Origin of the sequence: Chitinophaga agri, assembly GCF_010093065.1 — a bacterium.
Classification (GTDB): Bacteria; Bacteroidota; Bacteroidia; order Chitinophagales; family Chitinophagaceae; genus Chitinophaga; species Chitinophaga agri.
Genome location: NZ_CP048113.1, coordinates 7,664,019 through 7,686,849, shown reverse-complemented (window position 1 = coordinate 7,686,849; position 22,831 = coordinate 7,664,019). Strand labels below are relative to the sequence as shown.

Genomic DNA, 22,831 nt, shown 5'->3' with positions numbered 1-22,831 from the left:
ACACTAGCCCAGCATGGCTTCATCCAATAACACCAATGGTTTATCGTCTCCTCCGTCATCATCCCACATGTAAGCGGCCGGATATACATTCTTTAATCCTTTTAATACAGTATTCAATGCTTGCAGATGCTCTTCATAGTCACAGCTATCCTCACGGGAGAGGGCTGCGAGCCAATTCTTCCAGGCAGCTTCGAACTGAAGCATCTGTTGTGGACTGATCCAGAGAATATTGAGACGGATATGTGCCGGTGCCTCCCTGCGGAGGGTATCTTCAAAGAACTGCCTGAACCGCGCCAGCCGGAATCGCTGCGGCCATGCAGGCAATACCACTGTCGCCCAAAAAGAATATGGATCTGCCATGAATGTGCGGTCACAATACATAGCGTTCTCTTCATCCAGTGCCTCTCCTTCCTCACAACACAGACATACATTCCCGCATACCGGCAGGATTGCGGCATCAGTACTACATACGACCGGTACCTCCACAACGGATACATTGCCTGAAGGCACTTCAGATAACAATGCCCTCATGTCTGCGCGCACAACTGTCAGGTCACTCAGTAAGGCCATTACTGCTTCTGTTACCGGCAGTTTCGCTGCCGCGAGCTTCTCATCATCTTTATAGAAAGAAATTGTAATAGCAGATGTCTGATAGTCTACGAATACCTTATCTGCGCCTGCCGCCTGTTTCAATGCGGTGATATAGGCGGCTGCATCTGCAAACACACCTTCGCTGATTATCTGTAATAATACGGGCGACTCGCGCTGTGCATACCAGTTTAATTCCAGCTTCAGCGCCTGATATGACTGTTGCTGTGTACGTGGACGCATCAGTATGTGCTCCAGCAGATGTAGTCCTTCCGCACTGACGGCATTCAACACATACGCCATCGCCGCATTACGTGCAGACATACTGTTGTAAGTCAGTGGATGCTCTGCCAGCATACCTTCAGGATTCACAAGTGTCACACTGAACGGTCCACAGGCATTTTCATCTCCACGCTCATAATTACGCAGGTCCGCCAGCAATGTACATGCGGTATTAAGTGCATCTCTTGCTTCTCCTGGCGTATCAAACTGCTGAACAGATTCCCAGATGGTTTTATACGCATAACTGGGCTCTTTCCCAGTGAGCTGTAAAATATTATTGATCTCGAAACTATACTGCTTACCGTTTTCCACGATAGGGAATAACATCGCATTAAATATACGTGTCGCACGATCATTCTCCATGTCCTCTCCACAGATAATATCCGGCGCAACTGCAATGATCTTACCATCCATATCTTTCAGATACAGTGTGTAGGCATTCTCACAACCGGCCATTGGCTCATAGTAATATGACGCTTCAGAACGGGCCATCTCCAGCAGATACACATAAAAGTTCGCTTCTGCCTTTTCTGCCAGCGCAGACGAATTATAGCGGCTTACCGCCTTCCACATGATCTTACCGTCCTTCTCTGCTGTACTGTGCAACTGATAATAGTAGAGCTTTGCGTCCACATATGGCAGACGCTCTTCAGCGATTGTCCATATCTGATCGAACGCCGGTATCTGTCCGTAACTCATCCACAGGTCATTAAAACTGATCTTCTCAGGATGGTCGAAATAGCAGTCCAGTATACGCGGGTCACTATTATTACCTTCCGGCTTTACAAACCACCCATATAATTTCTTTTTGCAGTTCACATCGGCCTGCAGCTCCATACGATGTTCCTCTCTTTTTTCCATGCCCTGATCCCAGGCGGTGTACTGCGCCACCCGGTAGATCGCATCATCTACCAGTCTGAATGCATAGCGACAACCTGCCGCGTGATCAGTGTAAGAGAAAAAGTTCCGGTTATCCGGATCGAGGTTATCCAAAAAAACCTGCAGGCGGTCCCAGGCATCCGCCTCCCTGAGTTGCTCTTTATCATCATCACACTTACGCGTGACATGTTGTATATCAAGCAGTACCTTACCTATATTGATAGAGTAATAACAACCGACAGTCTCATCATCCAGACAATAGTTCCCACGGAACAATAGCAACTGTCTGAACTCCAGCAATGCGTTCTCCGCATCGACAGCATTTACGTAAGTGTGCATACTTTCCCACTCGTACCTGTTTGCCTTCGTATTATAAATATGAAAGCTGAATGTGCCGTCTTCATTGCGATACACACCATGTTTACGGGCGAACTGTTGTCTTTCCCTGATAGCAGCCGTATATGCTTCATAACTACCAGGGGTAATAGTGGCCACTGCCAAAGGGTTCCCCTGCTCATCATTCAGATAAAGCTGGGAAGTGGTCGGTGTCCAGCTACTGTAGCTCTCCTGTTGCTGCATCCGCTGCAACAGGCGCCAGCTTTCACTGGCAAATGCTTCCGCGGCACCATCGGCCGTAGCATAACCAGTTACGCTCTGCCACAACAAAAGATCATTACGGCGCAGCTGATAATAATACAGTACATTGTCACGCACTACAGCAGAAGAACCTCTCTCCAGTGAGGTAAATGCCGGCAGTTTGCGACGGTAACGCTGCAGCAATGCAATAACCGTCTCCTTACGTTCCTGTGGTGTATCAAATTCCTGCAGATAACGTGCTATTCTGAAATCACGATCCCACAACCTGTAACCGAAGGCACGCTCTTCATCTCCGTTTTTGTACAGATCAGTGCGGACCTCCACAACCTGCGCATAACGGCCGGATGGAATAGTGCTTAACCGGAACACCGCCCAGGCAATCAATCTGTCCCTTGCAGCTTCAACCTCTCTCAGACAGTGATACCAATGTGGGTGCACGGCCATCCGTTCTCCGCCTTCTCCCTCTGTTACAAACAACCGGAATCCATTCTCTTCTTCTTCAATGGCGTAATTGTTCTCTTTTATAGCGAGGTGATCGATGATGTAGTCCATTGTTTTCCTTGCATCATCCTTCTCAGGTTTCTCATCAAGTCCTTCCAGCGCAGTTTCTGGTTGCCAGCAACAGCAGGATAACCACTGCCAGCCATACTTCCAGGCACCTGCCAGTTTTACTTCAGTAACCACCTGACCATGCTCCTGCAGGAAACGCAGGGTACGCTCTACTGCTGCGTCTCGTGCTGTCATTGAAGTATAATAAAAGGGATGTATTGCCAATACGTTCTTGTCTGTGTCGACAATCTTAAAGCTGTAGGTACAGCCTTCCTGTATTGTCAGCAGATAATACTGTCGCTGCTTTCCAAATCTGACGGTCTGATAGAAGGCTGTGCGCACTTCCTCATAGCTGTTGTAGAAATGCGGCTCCTGGAGGAGCAGTCCATCCTTATCGCTTATCTTAAAATAAAAATGCGCTGGTGTAATGACGGACCATCCCGTACCTGTCTGTAAGCTGTTCGCCTGCGCCTGCAGCAGTAGCATTGCTGCATCTCTTTCGTCCGCTGATGCATACCATACTGCCTGTCTGGCGAAAGGCACTTTACCTTTGTAGGCAATGTACCCGTATCCGTTTGCTGGTTGCTGCTCCGGCTGTATATGATCGGACGATGTAGTCAGTACCCAATCCATAAAAGCAGCTACAGCAGCAGTGCGCGTTTCCCATACCCCTATACTTTGCAGTAATGGTGTATTGGATGCTGTATCCTCCCAATAGAAGCCATACATCTCAGCGGAAGGCCCTTTCTCTACCCACAGCGTATCCTGCCCTGCCTTCAGGAGAATACGCTCCAGCAACCGGGTAGCCATAACATGATCACCGGTTTCCTCACTCACCGCCAGCAACTGACCATGGTCGTCACACACCTGCACAACATACCTGCAATCGTCCAGCATAGCGATAAGTACATGCTTCGGATTAGCTGCAGCACGAATGATACCGCGGGTCACCTGCGTTACTGCGGCGCCATCAGGCACTGCATAGGCAGTGGTGAGCAATACAGCAGGCATATCGGGAGAAGGCTCCAGATCTTTGAAGGAATAGGTTGCAGCAGGCACGGTCGTTACTACCTCGCTGACGGTCAGCCATAAACGGGTGAACAATGCCGCATAGGTATGTAATGCCTGTTGTGCCGCTTCACTAGTGCTAAAATCAGAGAGATGCATGGATATTACTGTCATCAGTGCCGTGCCCTCTTCTTCTCCGGATTCAGTACGTATCACCTGTAGACGGAACACTCCGTCACCAGTCTGCACGACCTGATAGTTATCCGCTTTTGCTGCCAGTTCTACAAACTGCATAAAAGCTACCGGAAGTTGCGCAGCATCTTTGTACGGAAGAATACCTTCCCATGCCGGCTGTTCATCATATGTTACCCTCCAGTTATAAAGGGATGTCGATTCACGCTGATACACCAGGTAATGACGCTGAAAATATGCCTGCAGCTCTTTCATCTGCTGCATAGCCAGTTCCGCTGTACCATATGTCTGCGGATGATATGCCAGCTGTACACCATCCTTTACGATCACTATTCTGAAGTTAGCTGCAGCCATGTCCTGTTCCACTTGCCATGCAGTGTCCTCTTGCAATACTTCAAGAATATCATATCCATGAGATAATGCCTGTGCCTGTGTATCAGAACCTTCCTTACTTTTAAGTAGCGTCTTGCCGTAATCATCTGGTAACAGGAAGTAATACCCTTCCTTTGTCTGCGGATAGATCGTATACCGGCCATCCTTACAAAAGAAGTTCACATACCAGTCAACCAATGCGTCTCTTTCTTCTTCGGTGGTATATTCAACCATACATGTCGCCGAGACCCATTCTTTTGCATTGACAGGCGATTGAATAGAGAATCCATATACCCCCTCTCCGGTGCAACCATAAAGCTGGTAATTTGCTTTATGTTTACCCAGTTCACGGAACTGTAAGAAGATTTCATCAATATCTTCGGCGGCATGCAAACTGTCACTGACAAACAATGGAGTGTCCTGATCGGGTAGCCGGATGATGAAACCTGTCTGCTTCTCAGCGGAGACAAGGTCAAAATTATTCAGTGAGGCGGAAGGAGATTGCCGTATACCCATCAGACCTGCCATTCTTTTCTCAAGTCCACAGACCGGAAATCCGGTACCAGGTTCTTTATAGTTAAATGCCTGTGCACGATTCGCACTAGTTTCCGGATAAGCCGAGAGGAAAGCTGCTTTATCTGCAATGTTACGTTCCGGATCATTCTTTCTGCCGCTGATATTGTACATCATCAGGGCATAGTCTGTGAAGTCTTCAGAAAATCTTGACAACAGATGGTCCAGGAATCGCTCCTTTCTTTCCAGGTATTGCTCAGACGTTTCATACAAGGCTGTCAGCATTTCTGTATCACCAGCATCACTATATACCAGGTCAAAAGTATAAATATCGTCTTTGCGGTTATTGTTGCGGCTATAGCTGCCAGATAACGTTGCCAGGAATACAACATCCAGTGCTGCCTGCTGCGCAGCCTGCTCCGTGTCAAAGTAGATGGCACTTTCAAGTAATGTGTTATCAGCAGCGTCTGTTAGTTCAAAATACCAGTCGCCGGTTTCCTCCTGCTGCAGCACTTTGCGCGCTACACTATTATTCGTGCACTCACTAATGATGCGACGTATCATCTCATCACGGAGATACAGGGACTTATACTCCCTTCTTTCTGTACCCGTCTGGGAAGGTTCATAAGCGATCTGCATACCGTTATAGGAATTACCCTGTGTCGTCTTAGGTAATTGTTTCTTATAACGCAACAGTGATGGGAGTTGCGGAATACCGGTAAGATCCGCTGGAAAATAAGTCCGCGCATCGTCTTCACCGCCTGGCCGCAGAGAAAACAATTTCCTGACAGACGATAATTGTCCAAAGTAATCGGCCAGCAATCTGTCAAAGAATAACAGGTAAGCCTGTAACTGTAAAGCCTGTGCCTTTCTGGCGGCAGTGGCATCTCCAGGTACGTCATTCTTTCCGATCATATAGACCTTCGGAAACTCATACTGTACAGAGGTATACTGCGACAGGTCCAGCTGACGTCCTTTTGGCACAATAGTATCTAGTGAGGCGGACGCCTTGGGAAACTTATTATAATCAGATATCCCTTTCTTGTAACGCTGGTTCACCACTTCGCTGTTGGCGCCAAACTGCAGCTTGTTACGGAAGAAAATAACATTGGAGGTTTCGGGAGATAATACAGGACGATGGTCTTTCTTCAGATGCAGACACCATTCCTCTCCTTCCTGCTTAACCGGATTACCATTTATATCTGTGGGAGCATAGCCATCCTCATCAAAGCTGGTCATCATTAAACGTGTGACACCCGCCACACCAGGCACACTCATGACGATTCGGTACAGGTCGGATGCACGCAGTTCGGTAATACGTTCCAGGTTCTCCAGCTCTGCTACATCAATGAAGCCGTTCTGTTGTAAAGGCGCATTCCTGAGGAAATCAAATGGCCGGCCTTCAAAGATCTCTTCCATGCTTCGCCCCTTTTCCAGCAACTGCTGCAAAGTGTAGAAGACAGGTGCAGGGGAAAGAAAGTCCTGGATATTGCTGTAGATGTTTAACAGTACATCATCCGGGTTATAATTAGCGGCCAGTTCTATATGCAGACAAAGACTGATAGGTTCTTTTTCCAACACCACCACATCCGGAAAATCCTCACACAACGTACGATGGGAATGGAGGCGTGTGGTTATTTCCGATAGCAAGGTATCCATCGGGAACACATCATTGCCACAGGCATCTTTTTCGTAGGCAGCGGCATAGACGTCATCCGGTTCGATATATACACGGTACAGTCCTTTCAGCGGAATGGCAGCGTGTTCCCTTGTCAGTCTTGCGTTATCGAGTACACCGGAGGTACAATCATACACCAGGGAGTAATCCGCTTCTGTTTCTCCTTCATTGATAGGTGCGAGCCAGGCATTACGCACGCCCTTAATATCAATCAGCATGCGACGGATGTCTGCGATTGTCAGGGGATTATTTCCTAATATCTGTGCAGCTGTATAGAAATTATCCTCAACAGCACCTGCCGGCGCGGCAATAAGGTCTTTAAAATCAAGTTTGGTACGGTAGTCCAGGTCCGTCAGCACATAACACAGTGCCTCCAGGATAGTGATGCCAGGATCATGCAGGTTGTGGTCCGTCCATATCTTACCTGACAGCTCCGCAATGTGCTGGATCCCCAGCTTGCGCAGCGTGGCAAAGTCCAGGTATTCCGGGAACCCGCTGTTCTTATCCGTAGTTATATATTTGAGATCAGGCATTGTAAGAGTGCTTGGGGTAATGTATCAGTGTCACATCCTGTTATTTTCCTTCCAGGGCATCAAGGCGTTTCTGCAGTGTGGTGATCGTGTCCTGCTGCTCCTGGATGGCTTTTGTTAGTATAGCCACCATATTAGCGTATGCCAGTGTCTGCGTACCATCGCTGTCCGTATTGACCAGTTCGGGGAAAAACTCCTCCACCTGATGAGGAAGAAAACCTATCTGTGTTTCCTTACCGGGACAATTCGCCCGCTGGTTAAAGTTGAACGTGATCGGATTCAGCTTTCTTACTTTATCAAGCACTGTTCCCAGTTTCGCCTGATTGGTCACTTTACGTACATCTGTATCCAGGTAATGACCAAAGCTTCTTGACTTACCTTTTACATTCAGGTCAAATCCCTCAGGTGTCAATCCGCCGACAATGGTCTTCCCTTCATTGGAGATCGTCACCAGGTCATCGCCCTGATTGATCTCTATCTCATTTCCATTACCATATTCCCCCCCTTTCCTGAACACAAAACCTTTAGACGCATCCGTGAGGAGCGCACCCCAGTCGTTATCCGCACCGAGTAACAGGTAGTTACGCTTCTCGTTATTAGGACGATTATTGATGATGCTGAATCCAGGATTCGTATTATCCAGGCAGAACAGGAAAGCACCTGCGCTGTTATCTTTTGTGATTTCTACATTCGTCACCGGTGTTTCTGTTCCTACACCTACACGGCCATCAGGCTTGATGGACAACAATGTTTCCGCACCAGGCTTCGCTATGTTTTTCAGATAATTCTTACCCTCTTCCAGTCCCTTACGGAAATAAAAACCATCAGGTGCATTCGTCGTAAAAGCAGATGCGCTACCATCAAGCGCGGTGCTGAGATAGGTCTGCTGACCATACTCCCCTTTATGCATCCACACTGCCTGTGGTACTACCGCCTGTACGGGATTCAATAAAAGTCTGGCGCCTGGCTGGTTCTGGATGTCCACGGCGGCTTCTGGTGCTGTCGTACCAACACCTACAGCAGCTCCTGCATCAGGTGTCGTGATGAATACAGGCTTTATTGCCGCAGCTTCTTTCGGCACGTTCTCCTCTCCTTCTGCTGGTACCGGAGGCACCGTCGTCGTAAAAAGGAAGCCCTGTGTATTAGTGGTAAAGACGGCTTTATTGTCCGCCAGTTTTTCTGATAATGACTGTACGCCATCGCCTGTCTGCTGTATCACAAACTCCGGTGTCTGTGCATTATCAGGACTGAACAGAAAATCTCCCTTTACCTCATCCACGTGTATATGCACACGGGCCTTCGGGTCTTCAGTACCCATACCGATCTTACCAAATACTTTGGCATACATGATAATAGGTACCTTATCTTCATTGCGAACGATCTCCCAATCTTCATCAGAAGCATCAATATCGAGCATTTTCCAGTTTGTGCAATCTATCTCAGGATTGTCTACGGCGCAATGTCCTTTGGACTTGTCTGCAGTTCCTCCTTCCTTTCCCTCACAGCCGCATGGTTTATCACCAGCAGGCACGCAGGTATACAATGCATTGTTATAGATGACCACATCTCCTTCGTAATAGCAGGTCCCAGCTGCCCATTTGCCGAAGAAAGCATCATCCCTTCTCACCAGTGTAGAATCGATCAGGTTAAAGAAATCCTGCGAGGTGGGTATAGCGCCTGTCTTGAATTGTGCTTTCAGCGCTGCTCTGGTTGTTATAGACATGGGAGTATCTTTTAGTTTTTTGTGAATGTTTTATTTAATCCTGAACACCGCTTGCTGACTGGTCTCTGTGCAGGTATCGGTGATGATTGGTGTATACGATTGTTCTCCTCCTATCAGTACAGACCATGGAGTATCTGCCGTGATCGCCTTTACAGGCGGCCCCTCTGTATTTCCTTTTTTCATGAACATGATAAAGTCTGTGACATATTCCACATACTCCCGCTGTTCGATAAACTGCAGTACTGACGACATCATCAGCGTACCGCCGAATATGATGTCCTGCGAACCGGTATTGATCCAGGGCGACAGATACGCCTGTACTTCGCTGACCAGTTTCTTCAGATAGAAATTGACATCTGTTCCGGCACGAAGGCGGATGTTGCCGCTGAAACTAACGGGCTGGTACACCGGATTGATGACCTGCACCTTTGCAAATACCGACGTACGGCTGCGCAGATAATCACTTACCCTTTCCAGCACAATACGGCTCACTTTTGGACTAAACCGCTCATCTGAAGGGTATTGGTCTATACGGGGTATTACCGCCAGTGTTACCCATCCGGGTGACGCCAGTTGCGTGATCTCTCCCTCCTGGTCTCTACACATCTTGGAGTGCGGAATACATTTGATCTTAAAGATCTCCGGGAATGCATCGAGTATGATGCGTTCGTAGTCAAAAACGTTGATCGCTCTTCCTTTGTGGCGTAAACGTTCGCTGACGCGGATATAAAATTCTTCTGTCGTTTCTGCTTTTCTTCCACCAAAGGAAGGATACGGCTGACTGATCTTTGTGACCATCGCATCTGGCACTACCAGCCCGTTCACTGCCTGTGCCGGCATAGCCGTACCTACCCGAACCGGATCATTCTCCTGATCGCGGAACGTCGCCAGTGAAGCCTGTGCCATAACCGCAATACATTCACATACTGCTGAAGAATACTGATGGTTACTGATACGCAGCCAGTGATAGCCTGAAGGCAATGCAGTATGGGCGGTATCTGCATCCCATGGCAAGGCGATCGTTACAATCCCGGATACCAGCATTTCTTTTGTAGTATCACTGATGATCTGTGAATTATTCTCCAGTACTTTCCATTCATTACCGGACATATAATGCCATTTAATGGAAGCCCTGCGGATGTCAGGGTCGGCCGTGAACTCAGACAGCTGAAACAATAATGTCACATTTGTACCCGGTACTGCCTGTTGTAGTCCGATATACAGTGTACCTTCATCTTCATACACCGGCATCAAACTGCTGGCAGTTCCTGAAGACAATAACTGATAGTTACCTGGTTCGTAAGGGTATTGGTGTAACAGCGTCACTTCGGTATCCCGGGCTTCTGCTTTATATTCCAGGTAAAAAGACTTGATCACAGGCGTATACGGTGGTGGTGGTACACCTTTTACCGCATCAGGTGATCCTACCAGGTAAGCGTTCAGATAATCTGCGTAGCTTTTACTGATACCTGCACTATTGAAGGCTGTATCTGCTGCCGCTTTCAGATCGATATGCTCCTGTTCAGGATCGGCGCTATGCAGGCTACCCGCGAGATCCGCTACTGAAAATGTCTTTGTCCTTGTATCAAGCGTCTGTGCTACTACAAGAGCTGCACGACTCTTCGCTTCATTCAGCTTTAAATCACCCAGTCTTAACAACTGGTCGGCGAGTACACCCGGATACTCATCATGTTTGAAACTATGTGCTAATCTCAAACGAAGGAACCCATACAATGTAGTATTGTTATAGGGGATCAATGGCGCAGGTTGTTTGACCAGCGGGATACTACCAGGTTCAGGTACCGTGATCTGCCGCATACGTTGCAGATGATTACCACCATCCTGATCAAACAACTGCATGACATTACCACCAGCAATATCTTCCCATGTTCCGTTATTCAGTCGTTGGAGCGCAGCCGTAAAATAAGTATTATCAATACCCATGTTATACGCTGCATAGTGCGTGGCGAAGTTATCCGGTAACCCCTCCCATTCCATATTCAGTTTCACGTCTGTCAACCGCTTTCTGAACACCTCATCACTGCCGATATAGAAATTACCACCCGCTTTCGGTACGCTGGTAAATGGGATGAACTTATTATTCGGATCCAGCGGACCTTCGTCATTACCGATCAGCAGATCTTTCACATTGGTCACATGTACGCTGATGCTGGTCTTTTGAATCACCAGCTTACTCAGCACATCGTACCATGGTTCATGTTGCTCTGCCAGGTGATAGTGTAAGCCGTGATTGAACAATATTCTCAACAGGGGGTCACTGACAGGATAGGCCGCCTTCACCATATCTGCTGCAGGTGTCACCAGTGCAGGTGCATCAGCGGCGAGTACGAAGTTGAACACCAGCTTCCCCGCAGCCAATGAGATAGCCGTGACAGGTGCGGGGTACCATCCCTCTTCAGTTGTACAATCTACCTGCAGCAGCCTTCTGACTGCAATGTCTTTCGCAGGTTGCAGCTGCTGCTCGCTTATACCGGTATATTTTTTAAACTCAGTATCACCCGTTACATCATCCAGCCACTTTTCAGTGATACCTGCAAGTTTCATTTTTGCTTTTATGGCAGCTATTGTGCCCGAGTCAATACCCCCCTTTTTAAACGCAGTCAGCACCTCCTCATTCAACACATAGAATGGCTTTGCGAGTAATGCAGCCAACTGGTCTGCTTTTTCTGATGGGGGCGTCAGCTCAAGTGTCACTGTTACCGTACGGGTACCTTCCCTCAGATACAATACAGGCGAGGCAATCAGTAAACCTGTCGCTGCAAAAGGGAAATGGGCGGGACCGGCCTGTGGATTATTCTTGCTGATGTATTCCGCAGCACCCAGTAAAGGCCAGCTGTTATAGACAGGATTACGGAATCCTTCTCCGAGACCATCTGCACTGGCAGCCACCGGCGCTATATATATATTCGCCTTATCGTCTTTAAATAAGGTCCGCAACTCACTGACCTTTGCTTTGTTCAGCACGACGTCATCTTCCGTATAAAAGGTTACATCTTTCCCCTGTTCATCCTTTCCTGCCTTGACCCCCGTATCGGCTTTCAGCAGGTAGTCCGGTAACTGGCGGGCCAGTTCCGTCACCAGATGTACATGATCGGGCACCAGCGGTTTTTTCTTCAGCTGCAGCACTTCCTCATAGAAAAAGTTCAGGTGCTGACGACCGAGCGTATTCATCTGGGTCTTCACCTGTGCAAAGAGCTGGAGGAAAGCATAGAGCAGACCCACATGTGGCTGATGCTGCTGTGATCCTTTCATGACTGCATCAAAATCCTGCACGGCAAAGTCCTGCACCTGGCGGATGCCTTTGTAGAAGATAACGAACAATTCATCCATCTGCACCAGCATCTTTTCTCTCTTACGGCGGGGATAACCACCCAGTCGTACCAGATAAGCATCTTTCGCAATCAGCTTATCCATCGTCAGTGACCAGCCTCCGTTCTTCCGCAGTATAGCAATATTGTTCACCGCTTCATCCGGCAATGTTTCTCCGGCCTCTTTCATCGTGTTGGCGATGGCGATCAGGCGGTGTAATGCTTTACTAAAGTCGGATGATACGAGCGCATTGAGCATCCCGTAAAGACCCGTTGATTTCTCCAGTTGCATATGCCAGCTATCGAGCTGCATCACGATGTCCAGCACGCGGAAGAACATAGACCAGAACTGATCGGCAGGTATCTGTTGCGACAGCTCCGTCCGGGCCTTCTGATAGGCGGCATCAAAACCTGCTGTATCAAACTGCTGGATGGCAGCGTATTGAAAAGGAGGATTATTACGAAAGAAATCCTGCCAGTCACCGCGTGATACCATTGTGGCATCTGCTTTACGGGACGGCTGATCGGTATCGTCATAGTAAAGTACATATCTGGCGTAGCGGTACAGGAATCCCAGTAACTGAGCCGTACTACGTTCATCTATCTGTACTTTATCTGTCGACAGCGCATCCATTTTACGCTGCAACTGGCTTATGCCATCACGTACCAGGTTATTCGATATGTTATCTGAAGCATTCATTATCTTATTGCTATAGCTGCATTTATTCCTTCTGCACGGCCTTCCTGTACATAGAAGTCATATACATAGTTGTACCGTGAATTAGTCGCTCTGATAGTATAATCAACACTGATGCGCAGGTATCCCTGTATTGCATCCCAGGAGTCTGACTGGGAAACAGTGATCTTGTCTGCCTTGATCCTTGCCTCATAATACAGGATGGCATTAGTCACCATGTCTGTCACAAAGCCGATCAGTGTATTACTCATGGATTCAAACTGGTAGTCTGCCAGGTTGCAACCATACTGGGGGATCATCACTCGCTCTCCCAGGCTGGTCGACAAAAGAATATGCAGGCTTTGTTCTATATCCTCCCTGCCTACGGCCATGACGGCGTAACAATCACTATTATCATTGTCTTTGCGGAAGGTGGGTGGAAACGACCAGCCGCAGCCTAAAAAATCTTTTGCGTCGGGCATAAACAAAACTTTTATACGATCTATGTTATCCTCCTATCATCACCGTGGGCAGGCCCAGTACAATCGTACCTCCATGTGCGGTCATATCGCCCATACGGGCTGCGGGACGACCACCTATCAGTACAGTGGCGGAGCCTTTTACGATGACATCGGGAGGGCCGGTACATACCAGCATATCTCCTACTACTGCGGCCGGCATACCACCGATGAGCACTGTCGCTACGCCGGGTCCGGTAACCGGGCCTCCCACATGGGGTACTACACCTGTCACCATGGGACAGACATGCATATCTGTAACTCTTGCTGCCGGGGGCATTATAATCAGTTTTACTAGTTAATCTTTACCATTCCGCCCTGCAGTTCCAGCATGGCGGAAGAGGCTACTTTTGCTTTGGCCTGACCGTTCATCTCCAGTGTGGTGTCTGCTTTCCCGGAGATGGTCATACCTTCTATCTTGATGTCAGTACCGGCTTTCAGGGAAAAAGCAGCGGCAGCCTCCATCTTAATGTCTTTGGCGCTTTTAATGGTGATACCACCCTGTTCCATCCTGATCATGTTGCCATGCTGGTCCTGGATAGTGATGGCCTTATCTTTCTCACTCAGTTCAACGAAATTTCCTGCGGGTGTCTCCATCTTCATCACCTTGTTCTCATCATCAAACATGGTCTTCATCTTGCTGCGGGTCACGAGTCCCTTGATGTGGTTCGTATCTTTTGCAGGTACAGGAGCCGGATTTTTACTGCTGTGCAGCATGCCGAGGACGACTGCGAAGCGTGGATCATCATTGACAAAGCCTACGATCACCTCATCCCCTATTTCCGGACGGAAGAAATAACCGCGGTCATTGCCGGCATCCAGTGAGGCGACACGTGCCCAGGTGCCTTTATCATTGTTATCGGTCAGTGGCATCTTCACCTGGATACGATCCTCTCCGTCAGGATCACTTTCCAGCTGTACCACTACACCTATCTGCAATCCATGTACTGCGGGCATCATACCTGCTGCAGGGGTTTCAATGAGATCATCCCTGTGATGGAACCATTCAGGAGAGATACCCAGCTGCAGATGTGTGGACCAGATACCTTCCGCATACTCATGCCGCACACCGCTGACATATACCAGTCCGTTAAAGCGGTTACCCAACCCTTTCAGCTCAACTGTATCTCCGGGAATGGTGGAGGGAGAGCCCTTGATCTTTACCCTGCCGCGTATCTTGGCCATCCTGCTCTTCAACATGGCTGATTCTGCCCAGGCTTTAAGTTCAGGTTCACTCACCAGTCCACTGTGCCGTAATTCGAGCTTGTCCGGAGCGGCTACCTTTGCAAGTGTGCTGCCGGACAGGTTGCCTGCCTCTTTGAACGACACACTGCTGGTAGAGCTTTCTGTCACTGCCTGGTCTTTGTAACTCCAGGCACTTGCGTGTACTTCCTGCCATTGGGTACGGGCATCGATCTCTGCCTCAAATTCTTCTATTGTCGCACCATATACGAGGGTCAGTGCCGGCGAACCTGCCAGCGCAGGTTTCACCATATCCACCTTTCCATCTTTCACGAGCAGCACACAACTGTTCATCTCAGCGCGGCTAAGCGAGAAATCCCAGTCTGTACAATTGTACTGCACCAGCTCCTTATGTTGTATAGCAGTAGATGCGAGAGTACCAGACTTACTACCCAGCACTTTCTGCAGAGCATCACTATCCGTCATGTCCCGGAAGTATTTGTTCTTCCTGCCCAGCGTCAGGGATACCGCTTCATCGCGGCAGTCAAGCTGCAGACTGGCATTGCCGTTCTCTCCGGCACGAATGCCATGTTTCACAATGATGCCTTTGAACACGCTTGTCTCTTTGCCATCGCGTCCTACCTTAAGCTCTATCTTGTTACCCGGAATGAAATCGGCAGCCTCGCTTACCGCAAACTTTTCATCAGATACATCGCCATCGAGGTACTGAAGACGGGCATAAGGGATCTGATTCACTTCCTTTACGACAGATACCGAGCGCAGTTGATAGTTGGGGTCACCCACCCTGTTGCCGTTGATCAGCACTTCAAAGCTGGTATAATCGTAAATGCCGGGAGTTGGTATGATCCGTTCGTCCGTGGCTATATTTTCCTCATTGGCCATATTCAGGAAGTTTTTTGCGTTTCTGACTGTTTCACTGGCGGAAAGCCCAGTTCATCATCCGTGCGGAGCTTCCGCACACTGACCAGTTCATTATAGTAGGCGACCTGCATATACAGGGCCGGATCGCCATAACTCCTATAACAGAGGAGTGGTAGGGTATCACCGTCAGCTACCCGGATGCTCCGGAACAGGTCGGGTGAATGTTTATCCTCTTTTGCGACCCGTTTTTTGGGCTCAGTATACTGGGTGAACGAAGCACTCACCTTTGCTCTTAAAGGGGCGCCATTGGGCTTAAAAAGCACATAGTTGATATCCAGGGTAGCCAGGATGCAGTCGAAGGTGAACAATCCCCACTGAATTTTCAAAATAGCGGGTTTATGTGCCTCTCCCTGCATCTTGTATACGACATTCAGCAGCTGGTCCACCTGGTCTTTCACTTCGGTGCCATTCAGGATGTTACCTTCGATGGTGCCGGTATTGTCCAGTGTGAAATCGAGCTTCAGCTGTTCAGGTGCGGTGAACTTATACGCTGGTGCGCTGCCCTGATTACCGCCGGTGGCTTTATCCTTGGCCTCTACCTTGTAGGATTGCGCATATCCTTCGGGGTTGATCGGAATGGTGAAGTCGCTTCCGGCCGACTGCTTCTGTTTTGAGTCCAGAAACGGCCGGATAACGATCTTCTCAACATTCGCTGTTTCTTTATTTGCCATCAGCGTTCTCTTTGATCTTTCAGGATTTCAAGCACCTTCTCCACGCAGGTGCGTACGATCGCCTCAGGAGATCCCTCCTGCTGGTCGCTACCGCCACCTTTGTTTCCTTTATTACCGGCGGCTTCGTCTACTGCCACCTTAATGACCATTTCTCTTATCTCTACGGGCATAATCCTGCATTTAATTGTCTGCTATTCCACACTGAAATAGTTATAATTCAGTTCAAATGTTTCAATGACCAGCTCTCCTTTATCGGCATTGAAGTCGGCCACTTTCCAGTTCTTGGGCCAGGCACGGTGTACCTTCCATACCATCAGCGGCTGATGCTGTTCATTGAGCAGTGTTACAATGAGATCAATCGGTGCGAAGCTGAAGTTCTTGAAGGCATCCAGACACCATTGTGAGACGATGGAATCCGCCGGTTTGAAGATACCACGGCGCAGCACCAGGTCCGAGCATTTGTTGCGCACCGGCATTACGTGCTCAAAGCGGTTCTCTCCTCCCTCCCGCAGGGTATCCGTCTGCATCTGAAAGTTGAGTCCTGATACCGACTGAAAAAGGATGTCGTTGTCCGTTTGCTGGACAGTCCCCTTTTTATCGAACAGGAACTCTACTTTAAAATGAAACCCTACAGGAGGATAATTCGCGGCTGCCATCATTATTTATTTTCGATCACCAGACCTTCATGTACCAGTTCCACACTCTCTACAGCGATCTCATTGGCATCTGCTTTAAGATCAGCTGACTGCACCTTGATCGGCCATGCATTCTTCACCTTCCATACGATGATGGGTTTATGCATTTCATCCAGTAAGCTGATCGTGATATTCCTGCGGTACTTACCGTTCTGTTCCTGAAAGAACACGGTTTCCTGCCACCAGTCAAAGTATTCGTTATCTGACTGGAAGGTGCCCCGCTTCAGGGTGATATTGCTGTATTTTTTAAGACCGGGTTGCTTGGTCTTATGATACTCAGGACTGGCTCCATGGCGGTATTCTATCGCTTCTGTTTCGACAGTGAGACCGGTTACTTCCGTAAAACCGATATTTTTACCACCCCATTCTACCTGGAAGTGAAACTTGGGTAATGGATAATTTGCCATTTTTATTCTTTTGTGCTGTTATGATTGAATATGGAAACTTTGTTTACTTTTTAGCAGCTGCCGGTGCGGTTTCTGATGCTTTAGCTGCCAGTGCTGCTGCATATGCCTTATCCAGTGCATCCTTACGTGCCTGTGCAAATTCACGTTTGCAGGACACGACCTCTACATCTTTCTGCAGGTCTTTCAGTTCATCGAGTGTATTTTCATACTGGTGTTTTGTTTTGGTGTAGAAGTCACACGCTTCGTCATCCATCGGGAACAATGGCGTTTTCTGCGGATGACAGGACGCACAGTCTTCCAGGTCCGGTTTCTTACCATCTGTCACCAGTGCATACGACCCTTCTACCTGATAGAGCAGTCCTTTATCGCCGGCCAGCAGTCCCCATAGCTCCTCTTCCTGACGATAGGTGATCAACAGGGCGTTGATGGCATCTTTGATCGCTGTCAGTGCATCATCTTCTGCTGTTTTCAATGCCGTCAGATTTGCAATGATAGAATTAGCGCCTTTAGATGGGATCTTATTGTCAATACGGTCCGTGAGCACCTTGATCTGTCCTTTCAATACTTCAGAGCAATCCAGTAATTCCTTTGCTTCGCAGATGAGGATCTTGATCGCATCAATACAGAGGTGTGCGTTCTTACCGGTTTTCTTGTTGTACTTGCGCGTTCTTTCGAGCGTGCCGAGATAGATCATACCGAGGCGGTTAGTCTCCGTGATCGTCGCCAGTATATCTTTCAATACATCTGACCAGCGCTTCTTTTTCTCCAGCGCGCTTTTTTTAAATGCCTCCTGGGCCCGGGCATTATTGAGCTCCTGATCTGCCTCAATGCAATCTTTTTTGAGGCGGTCAAGATATTGTTGAACGGTATCTTTATTGAAAGCCATGATGATTTAATTGTAAACGGTTTTAAATAATGTGGAATGCAGTTTAATGTGCTTCAGAATCCGGCTGCTCATTTACAGGATCGCAGTTATTACAGTCGAAAGCATGTTCCGCCTGTTCCGAAATATCGTCCAGCTTCTTGCAGCCACCGCCGTTACAGTTTTTATCCTCTACAAACTTGGACGCGTCACCTACCGCATCTTTCACCACCCAGGCTACATTCTTCAGGGTGCTGGCCTTGCTCAGCTCTTTTAATGCTTCGCCCAGTGGTTTGCGGGAATCATCATATTTCTTCTGCGCATTCTTCACGTTATTGTCAACGTCCGTGATGAAGGCAGTACCATCTGCTTTGGCAGTACCGATCAGTGCTACCAGGTTTTCGACGTTAACAAAGGCATTGATACCGGCTACTTTCACAGCCGCCTGTGCTACGTCGTCCGCCTGGTTAACGATCTTTTCTGCGTAGGATACAAATTCCTGTACGCTGTCTTCCAGGTTCTTTTTACCCGGGCCACCTTTTGAAAGGTTCTCGCGTATCAGCTTCAGCTCTTCAGAATTGCAGGAGTCAGCTACTGCATCTCGCAGTTTGCCGGCCAGTGTATGCACCAGTCCTGCCTTCTGTTTTGCTGCCTTGATCGCTGCCACTGCGGCATCGAAAGAGGTCTTTACGCTGGTATACTTACCCTGTGCCAGTGTTACTGTACTGGTAAGTCCTTCCAGGTCCTGGCCGGTGTATACAGTCACGCAGTTACTGAGGAAATTATATTCTTTCACGGCACGTGCGAACTTCTCATTGATCTTACGCTCTACGCATACGACCTGGCTGGCAGTGCTGGTTTTAATCACCTCTGCTTCCAGGCTGGCCGATTTCTGCTGCAGCTCGTCCTTCAGGAGCAGTCCGTAGTCTTTCATCAGCAGATCAAACTGAGAGGGGGATGGCGGTACACATTGTACTACCGGTGTTTCCACCGGAGGTTTATAGTCGCTCATATGTGGTTTGTTTTCTGGGGTGGGAGTTATTACTATTGGGGTACGCTTTCTATAAATCAGCAATTAGCAGTTAAAATCTAAAAGATCACCTAATTCCTAATTAATTATGATTCCTGCATTTTATGACTGAATCTCAGAACAATGAACTCTGCCGGCCTTACTACCGCCAGACCGATCTCAATGATCATCTTTCCTTCCAGGATATCAAATGCAGTCATTGTTTCGTTGATACCGATCTTAACATAGAATGCGTGTTCAGGTTTAGCACCAGCCAGTGCACCGGAACGCCATTGGTTAATCAGGAAGTTCTCGATCATGGCTTTCACCTTCACCCAGGTATTGGCGTCATTCGGCTCGAATACAAATGCCTCAGATGCTTTCTTGGTAGACTCTTCCACCATGTTAAAATACCGGCGGACAGATACATAGCGCCATTCGTTGGAGTTACCGTCCAGCGTGCGTGCACCCCATATCTTGATACCTCTGCCGGAGAAGAAGCGGATCGCATTGATTGACTTACCTGCATTAACGTCTACGTTCAGGTTACGCTGGATCTGATCGCTGATATCACAGGTCACGCCTGATACCGCCAGCAGACCTTCGTTTGCAGGCGCCTTCCATACACCACGGGAATTATCCACGCGGGCATATACACCGGCAACAGCAGCAGATGGTGGCAGGATAATAGAATAATTGGCAATGGCCAGTTTCACGTTCGCTTTTTCCAGACTGGTCAGTCCGCCGAAGTTAGGCGCGCTGCCATTCACAATCACAACAGTACTTTCGGTATATGCGTAATCAAAAGTAGAACGGATATTAGGAAAATAGGCAGCCCCGTAACTTAGATAAGGAGAGTTGATCGCATCTCTGAAATCCTGTGCAGCCTGGAGGATCTCTCCTTCTGTCTTTAATGTCAGACCATTATCAAAAATATCCATGATCACAAAACGGTCCTTCAGATCATAACACTGTGTCAGCGCAGCTTCCAGCAACGTTTTATAAGTATCTGGCGGCATGTTCTGTCCTTCAGGGAAGATAATGAGCGTAGGCTCATCCTGTTTTCTCAGTTCTGTCAGCGCATCCATGAACGGATCCTGTTCAATGATCGGCGTACCGAACTCCTGGTAGGCGCCTACAGAGATGATCCAGCATGGGCCGCCACCATTGGCATAGAACTGCTGTAAGGAATAGTACATAATGTGTTTGGACAGTCCCTTTCCATCAGCAGGGTCATAGCTTACAGTGTAACGGGTACCGGAAGTTTCGCTGTTGGTGATCGTTACGATCAGGTTCACTTCAGGCTGAGGGCCACCGAAAATGTTCTCATACTCCAGCAGGGAGCTGATACGGATCGGCTTACCGAATACCTCAGCACCATCTACAATAGCGGTCTGGGTGAAACCAATAAATGCAGGAATCGCTGTTTCTACTGCAGTGATGGACGGGGGGAACTTGGAGACTTCTTCAATATACACACCTGGTGTATAATATGTGTTTGCCATAGTTGATCGATTTATAATTTCATTTTAGGAAGTAAAATTTCGGAACATATCAGATCGCCTTGTCTGCTGATCATTTCTCCATCCGGGTTTGGAAGACTGATGGCAGCATAGCTCACCTTTCGATAAGCCTGCATCAGCGGGTATGGTTGTTTACTGATGATGACCTTTCGGATACCGGGAGGTGCCGGCGATACCTCATCCCAGTTACTGTCTGATCCTGGCGGATCTCCCTTCTGCAAATAATATTTCCAGTAGGTGGACCGGCTGGCGAAGCGCAGCTCAAACACAGGTGCCGTAGGCACAGCTAACAGTCCATCGGCATCAATCAGCTGAAAGCTGGCATCTGCTGTATGCATGACCAGATCGAGCACACCCCATGCGTCTCTCTGGTACAACGTTGCATGCAGGTATACGGTATAGCTGCGGTTGTAGCTGTTGCTGCCGGTGATCTTCAATGTGTAGATCCCGTCCGGCGTACCGGTAAAGTCTAACAAAGCGTCATGCAGATCTGTCGTTTGCTGGAAGGGCAGCACTTTTATTTCATCTGCCCCCTTCATGAGTATAAAGTTTGCCTCGGTAATGCCTGTTACATCGAAAGTATAACTGAACTTTTTTGGTAACAGGATGCGGTCATACTCGTTGATACAGTGGTAATCGTCTGTATTGACCCAACCGGCAGCATCATTGTCGGTACGTGTGACAGCCTGTGACACATTACCGTTAACAATGGCAGACTCACCCATCTCATATACTCTTCCGTTCACGACTTCCTGTATGGCGGAAGAAAGTGAGGGAAAAGATTTACCGGTCGTCGTATCATCATTCGTGAAATAATAAATTGCAGGAAACAGGGGGTTAATACGCAGGTTGCTACGCGATAACAGGGCTGCATTCCTGATACGGATCAGAAACTGCAACCGCAGTGTACCACTGATCGGCACCGCTGTTGTGAGTGCGCCATCAGCTCCGGGCGCAGAGGCTACGCCGAGCACGATACCTGTAGACGTCTGGCGATATACGATACGTTGTCCTTTTAATATTTTCTCGGTAGCAGGTGTAGGCGTGATGCTAACATCATCCATCAGGTTGTACCGGTTATCCATCAGCAGATCGGCCAATCTGAATTCCTGGTCTTCCTGAGAAAGGCCGTAATAGTTGCTGCCCTCCTTGTCCAAGTAGAAGCTATGCAACATATTTACCACCGCCAGGCGCCTGTATGTAATCTGAAAAGCCATTATTATGATTTGGGGAAAGCAATACTGTCTTTTGATTGGATCTGCTCTACGATCGTACCAAGTCCTGTTATCCTGTTTTCGGTGATCTTCACCAGTCTTACTTTATATAATACGCTGGGCATTTGTTTACCACCCAATGCGCCCCATAAGTGATTTAGTTGCTCAAACGAAAGAGAAAACAGTTCAAGATGCAGTTGCAGGTCATCCAATGCCTGACCATTATTGATCAGGACTTCATTAGGGGAGTTCTTCAGCGTAAAACTGCTTTTACCCTGAAAGAACTGAATAGCCTGAGATAGCCGGGACAGCGCATCTTCATAATTCTTATAATGCGCGGATACCAACATATACAGGTTCAGATATATAGGAGGATTATGATAGGCAATGCCTTGGGCATTCCTGTGAAAATGTGTACTATTTTTCAGGGTTGCTTCTTCCTCAATGTTCACCATGCTCAGGATGATCCGTTCTTCTGCGCCCGGCGGCCTGTCAGGTGTTTCCAGCGTAGCTACATTGTCCAATACTACATGGCTTTCAGGGTCATTCCCCATAGGATTGAAGGACTGTATATAACTATCCAACTGGTCTTTTAATAACTTAAAAGCAGTGAATATCATGGTTATGATTTTAATCAAGACACGGGAATCAGTCCGGTGGCTATTGCCAGCAGCTGCATACTCGATATGATAGATGATTCTTCGATACTGTTGATGAGGAAAACACAAGGTTAGCTTTCCTGTACAGCACGAACAGCATTCTCATTATGGGGTGACTTCTTTGGGGTGTAATAATTAACCATAATGCACATGTTGCGGTGACTGCAGCGCATCAATAATTAAAAGTTCTTCTTCTGTTATGATTTTTCGTTTCGGGGTAATTAAAAAAAACT

15 protein-coding genes are annotated in these 22,831 nt (G+C 48.1%); all 15 read right to left on the bottom strand.

What is annotated here, in order from left to right:
• Positions 1-3: 3 nt before the first annotated feature.
• Entirely contained in the window at positions 4-7,191 is a 7,188-nt protein-coding gene (locus GWR21_RS30200) for a hypothetical protein (RefSeq protein ID WP_162335409.1), read from the bottom strand.
• 40 nt (positions 7,192-7,231) lie between these two features.
• Positions 7,232-8,911: a tail fiber domain-containing protein gene (locus tag GWR21_RS30195; protein ID WP_162335408.1), complete on the bottom strand. Its 1,680-nt coding sequence runs from the start codon at positions 8,909-8,911 to the stop codon at positions 7,232-7,234.
• A 30-nt stretch (positions 8,912-8,941) separates the two neighbouring features.
• The gene (locus tag GWR21_RS30190) at positions 8,942-12,940 is read right to left on the bottom strand and encodes a baseplate J/gp47 family protein (protein WP_162335407.1); all 3,999 of its coding nucleotides are present in this window, start codon (positions 12,938-12,940) and stop codon (positions 8,942-8,944) included.
• Complete coding sequence (locus tag GWR21_RS30185; RefSeq protein WP_162335406.1) at positions 12,940-13,398, bottom strand: GPW/gp25 family protein; 459 nt, start codon at positions 13,396-13,398, stop codon at positions 12,940-12,942. Before GWR21_RS30185 ends, GWR21_RS30190 begins: the two co-directional genes overlap by 1 nt.
• 25 nt (positions 13,399-13,423) lie before the next feature.
• Positions 13,424-13,714, bottom strand: coding sequence for a PAAR domain-containing protein (locus GWR21_RS30180; RefSeq protein WP_162335405.1), 291 nt, complete (start codon positions 13,712-13,714; stop codon positions 13,424-13,426).
• Positions 13,715-13,728: 14 nt separating this feature from the next.
• Positions 13,729-15,519, bottom strand: coding sequence for a type VI secretion system tip protein VgrG (gene vgrG, locus GWR21_RS30175; protein ID WP_162335404.1), 1,791 nt, complete (start codon positions 15,517-15,519; stop codon positions 13,729-13,731).
• Between the two features lie 2 nt (positions 15,520-15,521).
• The gene (locus GWR21_RS30170) at positions 15,522-16,229 is read right to left on the bottom strand and encodes a CIS tube protein (protein WP_202929016.1); all 708 of its coding nucleotides are present in this window, start codon (positions 16,227-16,229) and stop codon (positions 15,522-15,524) included.
• Entirely contained in the window at positions 16,229-16,399 is a 171-nt protein-coding gene (locus GWR21_RS31425) for a DUF5908 family protein (protein ID WP_202929015.1), read from the bottom strand. The genes GWR21_RS30170 and GWR21_RS31425 overlap by 1 nt, the downstream gene beginning before the upstream one ends.
• A gap of 21 nt (positions 16,400-16,420) precedes the next feature.
• Positions 16,421-16,885 (bottom strand): phage tail protein, encoded by a 465-nt coding sequence (locus tag GWR21_RS30165; RefSeq protein WP_162335403.1) that lies wholly within the window; start codon positions 16,883-16,885, stop codon positions 16,421-16,423.
• Positions 16,886-16,887: 2 nt separating this feature from the next.
• Positions 16,888-17,331, bottom strand: coding sequence for a phage tail protein (locus GWR21_RS30160; protein ID WP_162335402.1), 444 nt, complete (start codon positions 17,329-17,331; stop codon positions 16,888-16,890).
• Between the two features lie 43 nt (positions 17,332-17,374).
• On the bottom strand, positions 17,375-18,217 hold the full coding sequence (locus GWR21_RS30155) for a hypothetical protein (protein WP_162335401.1): 843 nt from the start codon (positions 18,215-18,217) through the stop codon (positions 17,375-17,377).
• Positions 18,218-18,260: 43 nt separating this feature from the next.
• On the bottom strand, positions 18,261-19,205 hold the full coding sequence (locus GWR21_RS30150; protein WP_162335400.1) for a hypothetical protein: 945 nt from the start codon (positions 19,203-19,205) through the stop codon (positions 18,261-18,263).
• A 104-nt stretch (positions 19,206-19,309) separates the two neighbouring features.
• Positions 19,310-20,707, bottom strand: coding sequence for a phage tail sheath family protein (locus tag GWR21_RS30145; protein ID WP_162335399.1), 1,398 nt, complete (start codon positions 20,705-20,707; stop codon positions 19,310-19,312).
• Positions 20,708-20,718: 11 nt separating this feature from the next.
• Complete coding sequence (locus GWR21_RS30140) at positions 20,719-21,942, bottom strand: hypothetical protein (RefSeq protein WP_162335398.1); 1,224 nt, start codon at positions 21,940-21,942, stop codon at positions 20,719-20,721.
• Between the two features lie 2 nt (positions 21,943-21,944).
• The gene (locus tag GWR21_RS30135; protein ID WP_162335397.1) at positions 21,945-22,559 is read right to left on the bottom strand and encodes a DUF4255 domain-containing protein; all 615 of its coding nucleotides are present in this window, start codon (positions 22,557-22,559) and stop codon (positions 21,945-21,947) included.
• Positions 22,560-22,831: the final 272 nt, after the last annotated feature.

Coding starts and splice junctions, on each gene's coding strand:
- GWR21_RS30200 (WP_162335409.1), bottom strand. CDS start 7,191: ATGCCTGATCTCAAATATATAACTACGGATAAGAACAGCGGGTTCCCG.
- GWR21_RS30195 (WP_162335408.1), bottom strand. CDS start 8,911: ATGTCTATAACAACCAGAGCAGCGCTGAAAGCACAATTCAAGACAGGC.
- GWR21_RS30190 (WP_162335407.1), bottom strand. CDS start 12,940: ATGAATGCTTCAGATAACATATCGAATAACCTGGTACGTGATGGCATA.
- GWR21_RS30185 (WP_162335406.1), bottom strand. CDS start 13,398: ATGCCCGACGCAAAAGATTTTTTAGGCTGCGGCTGGTCGTTTCCACCC.
- GWR21_RS30180 (WP_162335405.1), bottom strand. CDS start 13,714: ATGCCCCCGGCAGCAAGAGTTACAGATATGCATGTCTGTCCCATGGTG.
- vgrG (WP_162335404.1), bottom strand. CDS start 15,519: ATGGCCAATGAGGAAAATATAGCCACGGACGAACGGATCATACCAACT.
- GWR21_RS30170 (WP_202929016.1), bottom strand. CDS start 16,229: ATGGCAAATAAAGAAACAGCGAATGTTGAGAAGATCGTTATCCGGCCG.
- GWR21_RS31425 (WP_202929015.1), bottom strand. CDS start 16,399: ATGCCCGTAGAGATAAGAGAAATGGTCATTAAGGTGGCAGTAGACGAA.
- GWR21_RS30165 (WP_162335403.1), bottom strand. CDS start 16,885: ATGGCAGCCGCGAATTATCCTCCTGTAGGGTTTCATTTTAAAGTAGAG.
- GWR21_RS30160 (WP_162335402.1), bottom strand. CDS start 17,331: ATGGCAAATTATCCATTACCCAAGTTTCACTTCCAGGTAGAATGGGGT.
- GWR21_RS30155 (WP_162335401.1), bottom strand. CDS start 18,217: ATGGCTTTCAATAAAGATACCGTTCAACAATATCTTGACCGCCTCAAA.
- GWR21_RS30150 (WP_162335400.1), bottom strand. CDS start 19,205: ATGAGCGACTATAAACCTCCGGTGGAAACACCGGTAGTACAATGTGTA.
- GWR21_RS30145 (WP_162335399.1), bottom strand. CDS start 20,707: ATGGCAAACACATATTATACACCAGGTGTGTATATTGAAGAAGTCTCC.
- GWR21_RS30140 (WP_162335398.1), bottom strand. CDS start 21,942: ATGGCTTTTCAGATTACATACAGGCGCCTGGCGGTGGTAAATATGTTG.
- GWR21_RS30135 (WP_162335397.1), bottom strand. CDS start 22,559: ATGATATTCACTGCTTTTAAGTTATTAAAAGACCAGTTGGATAGTTAT.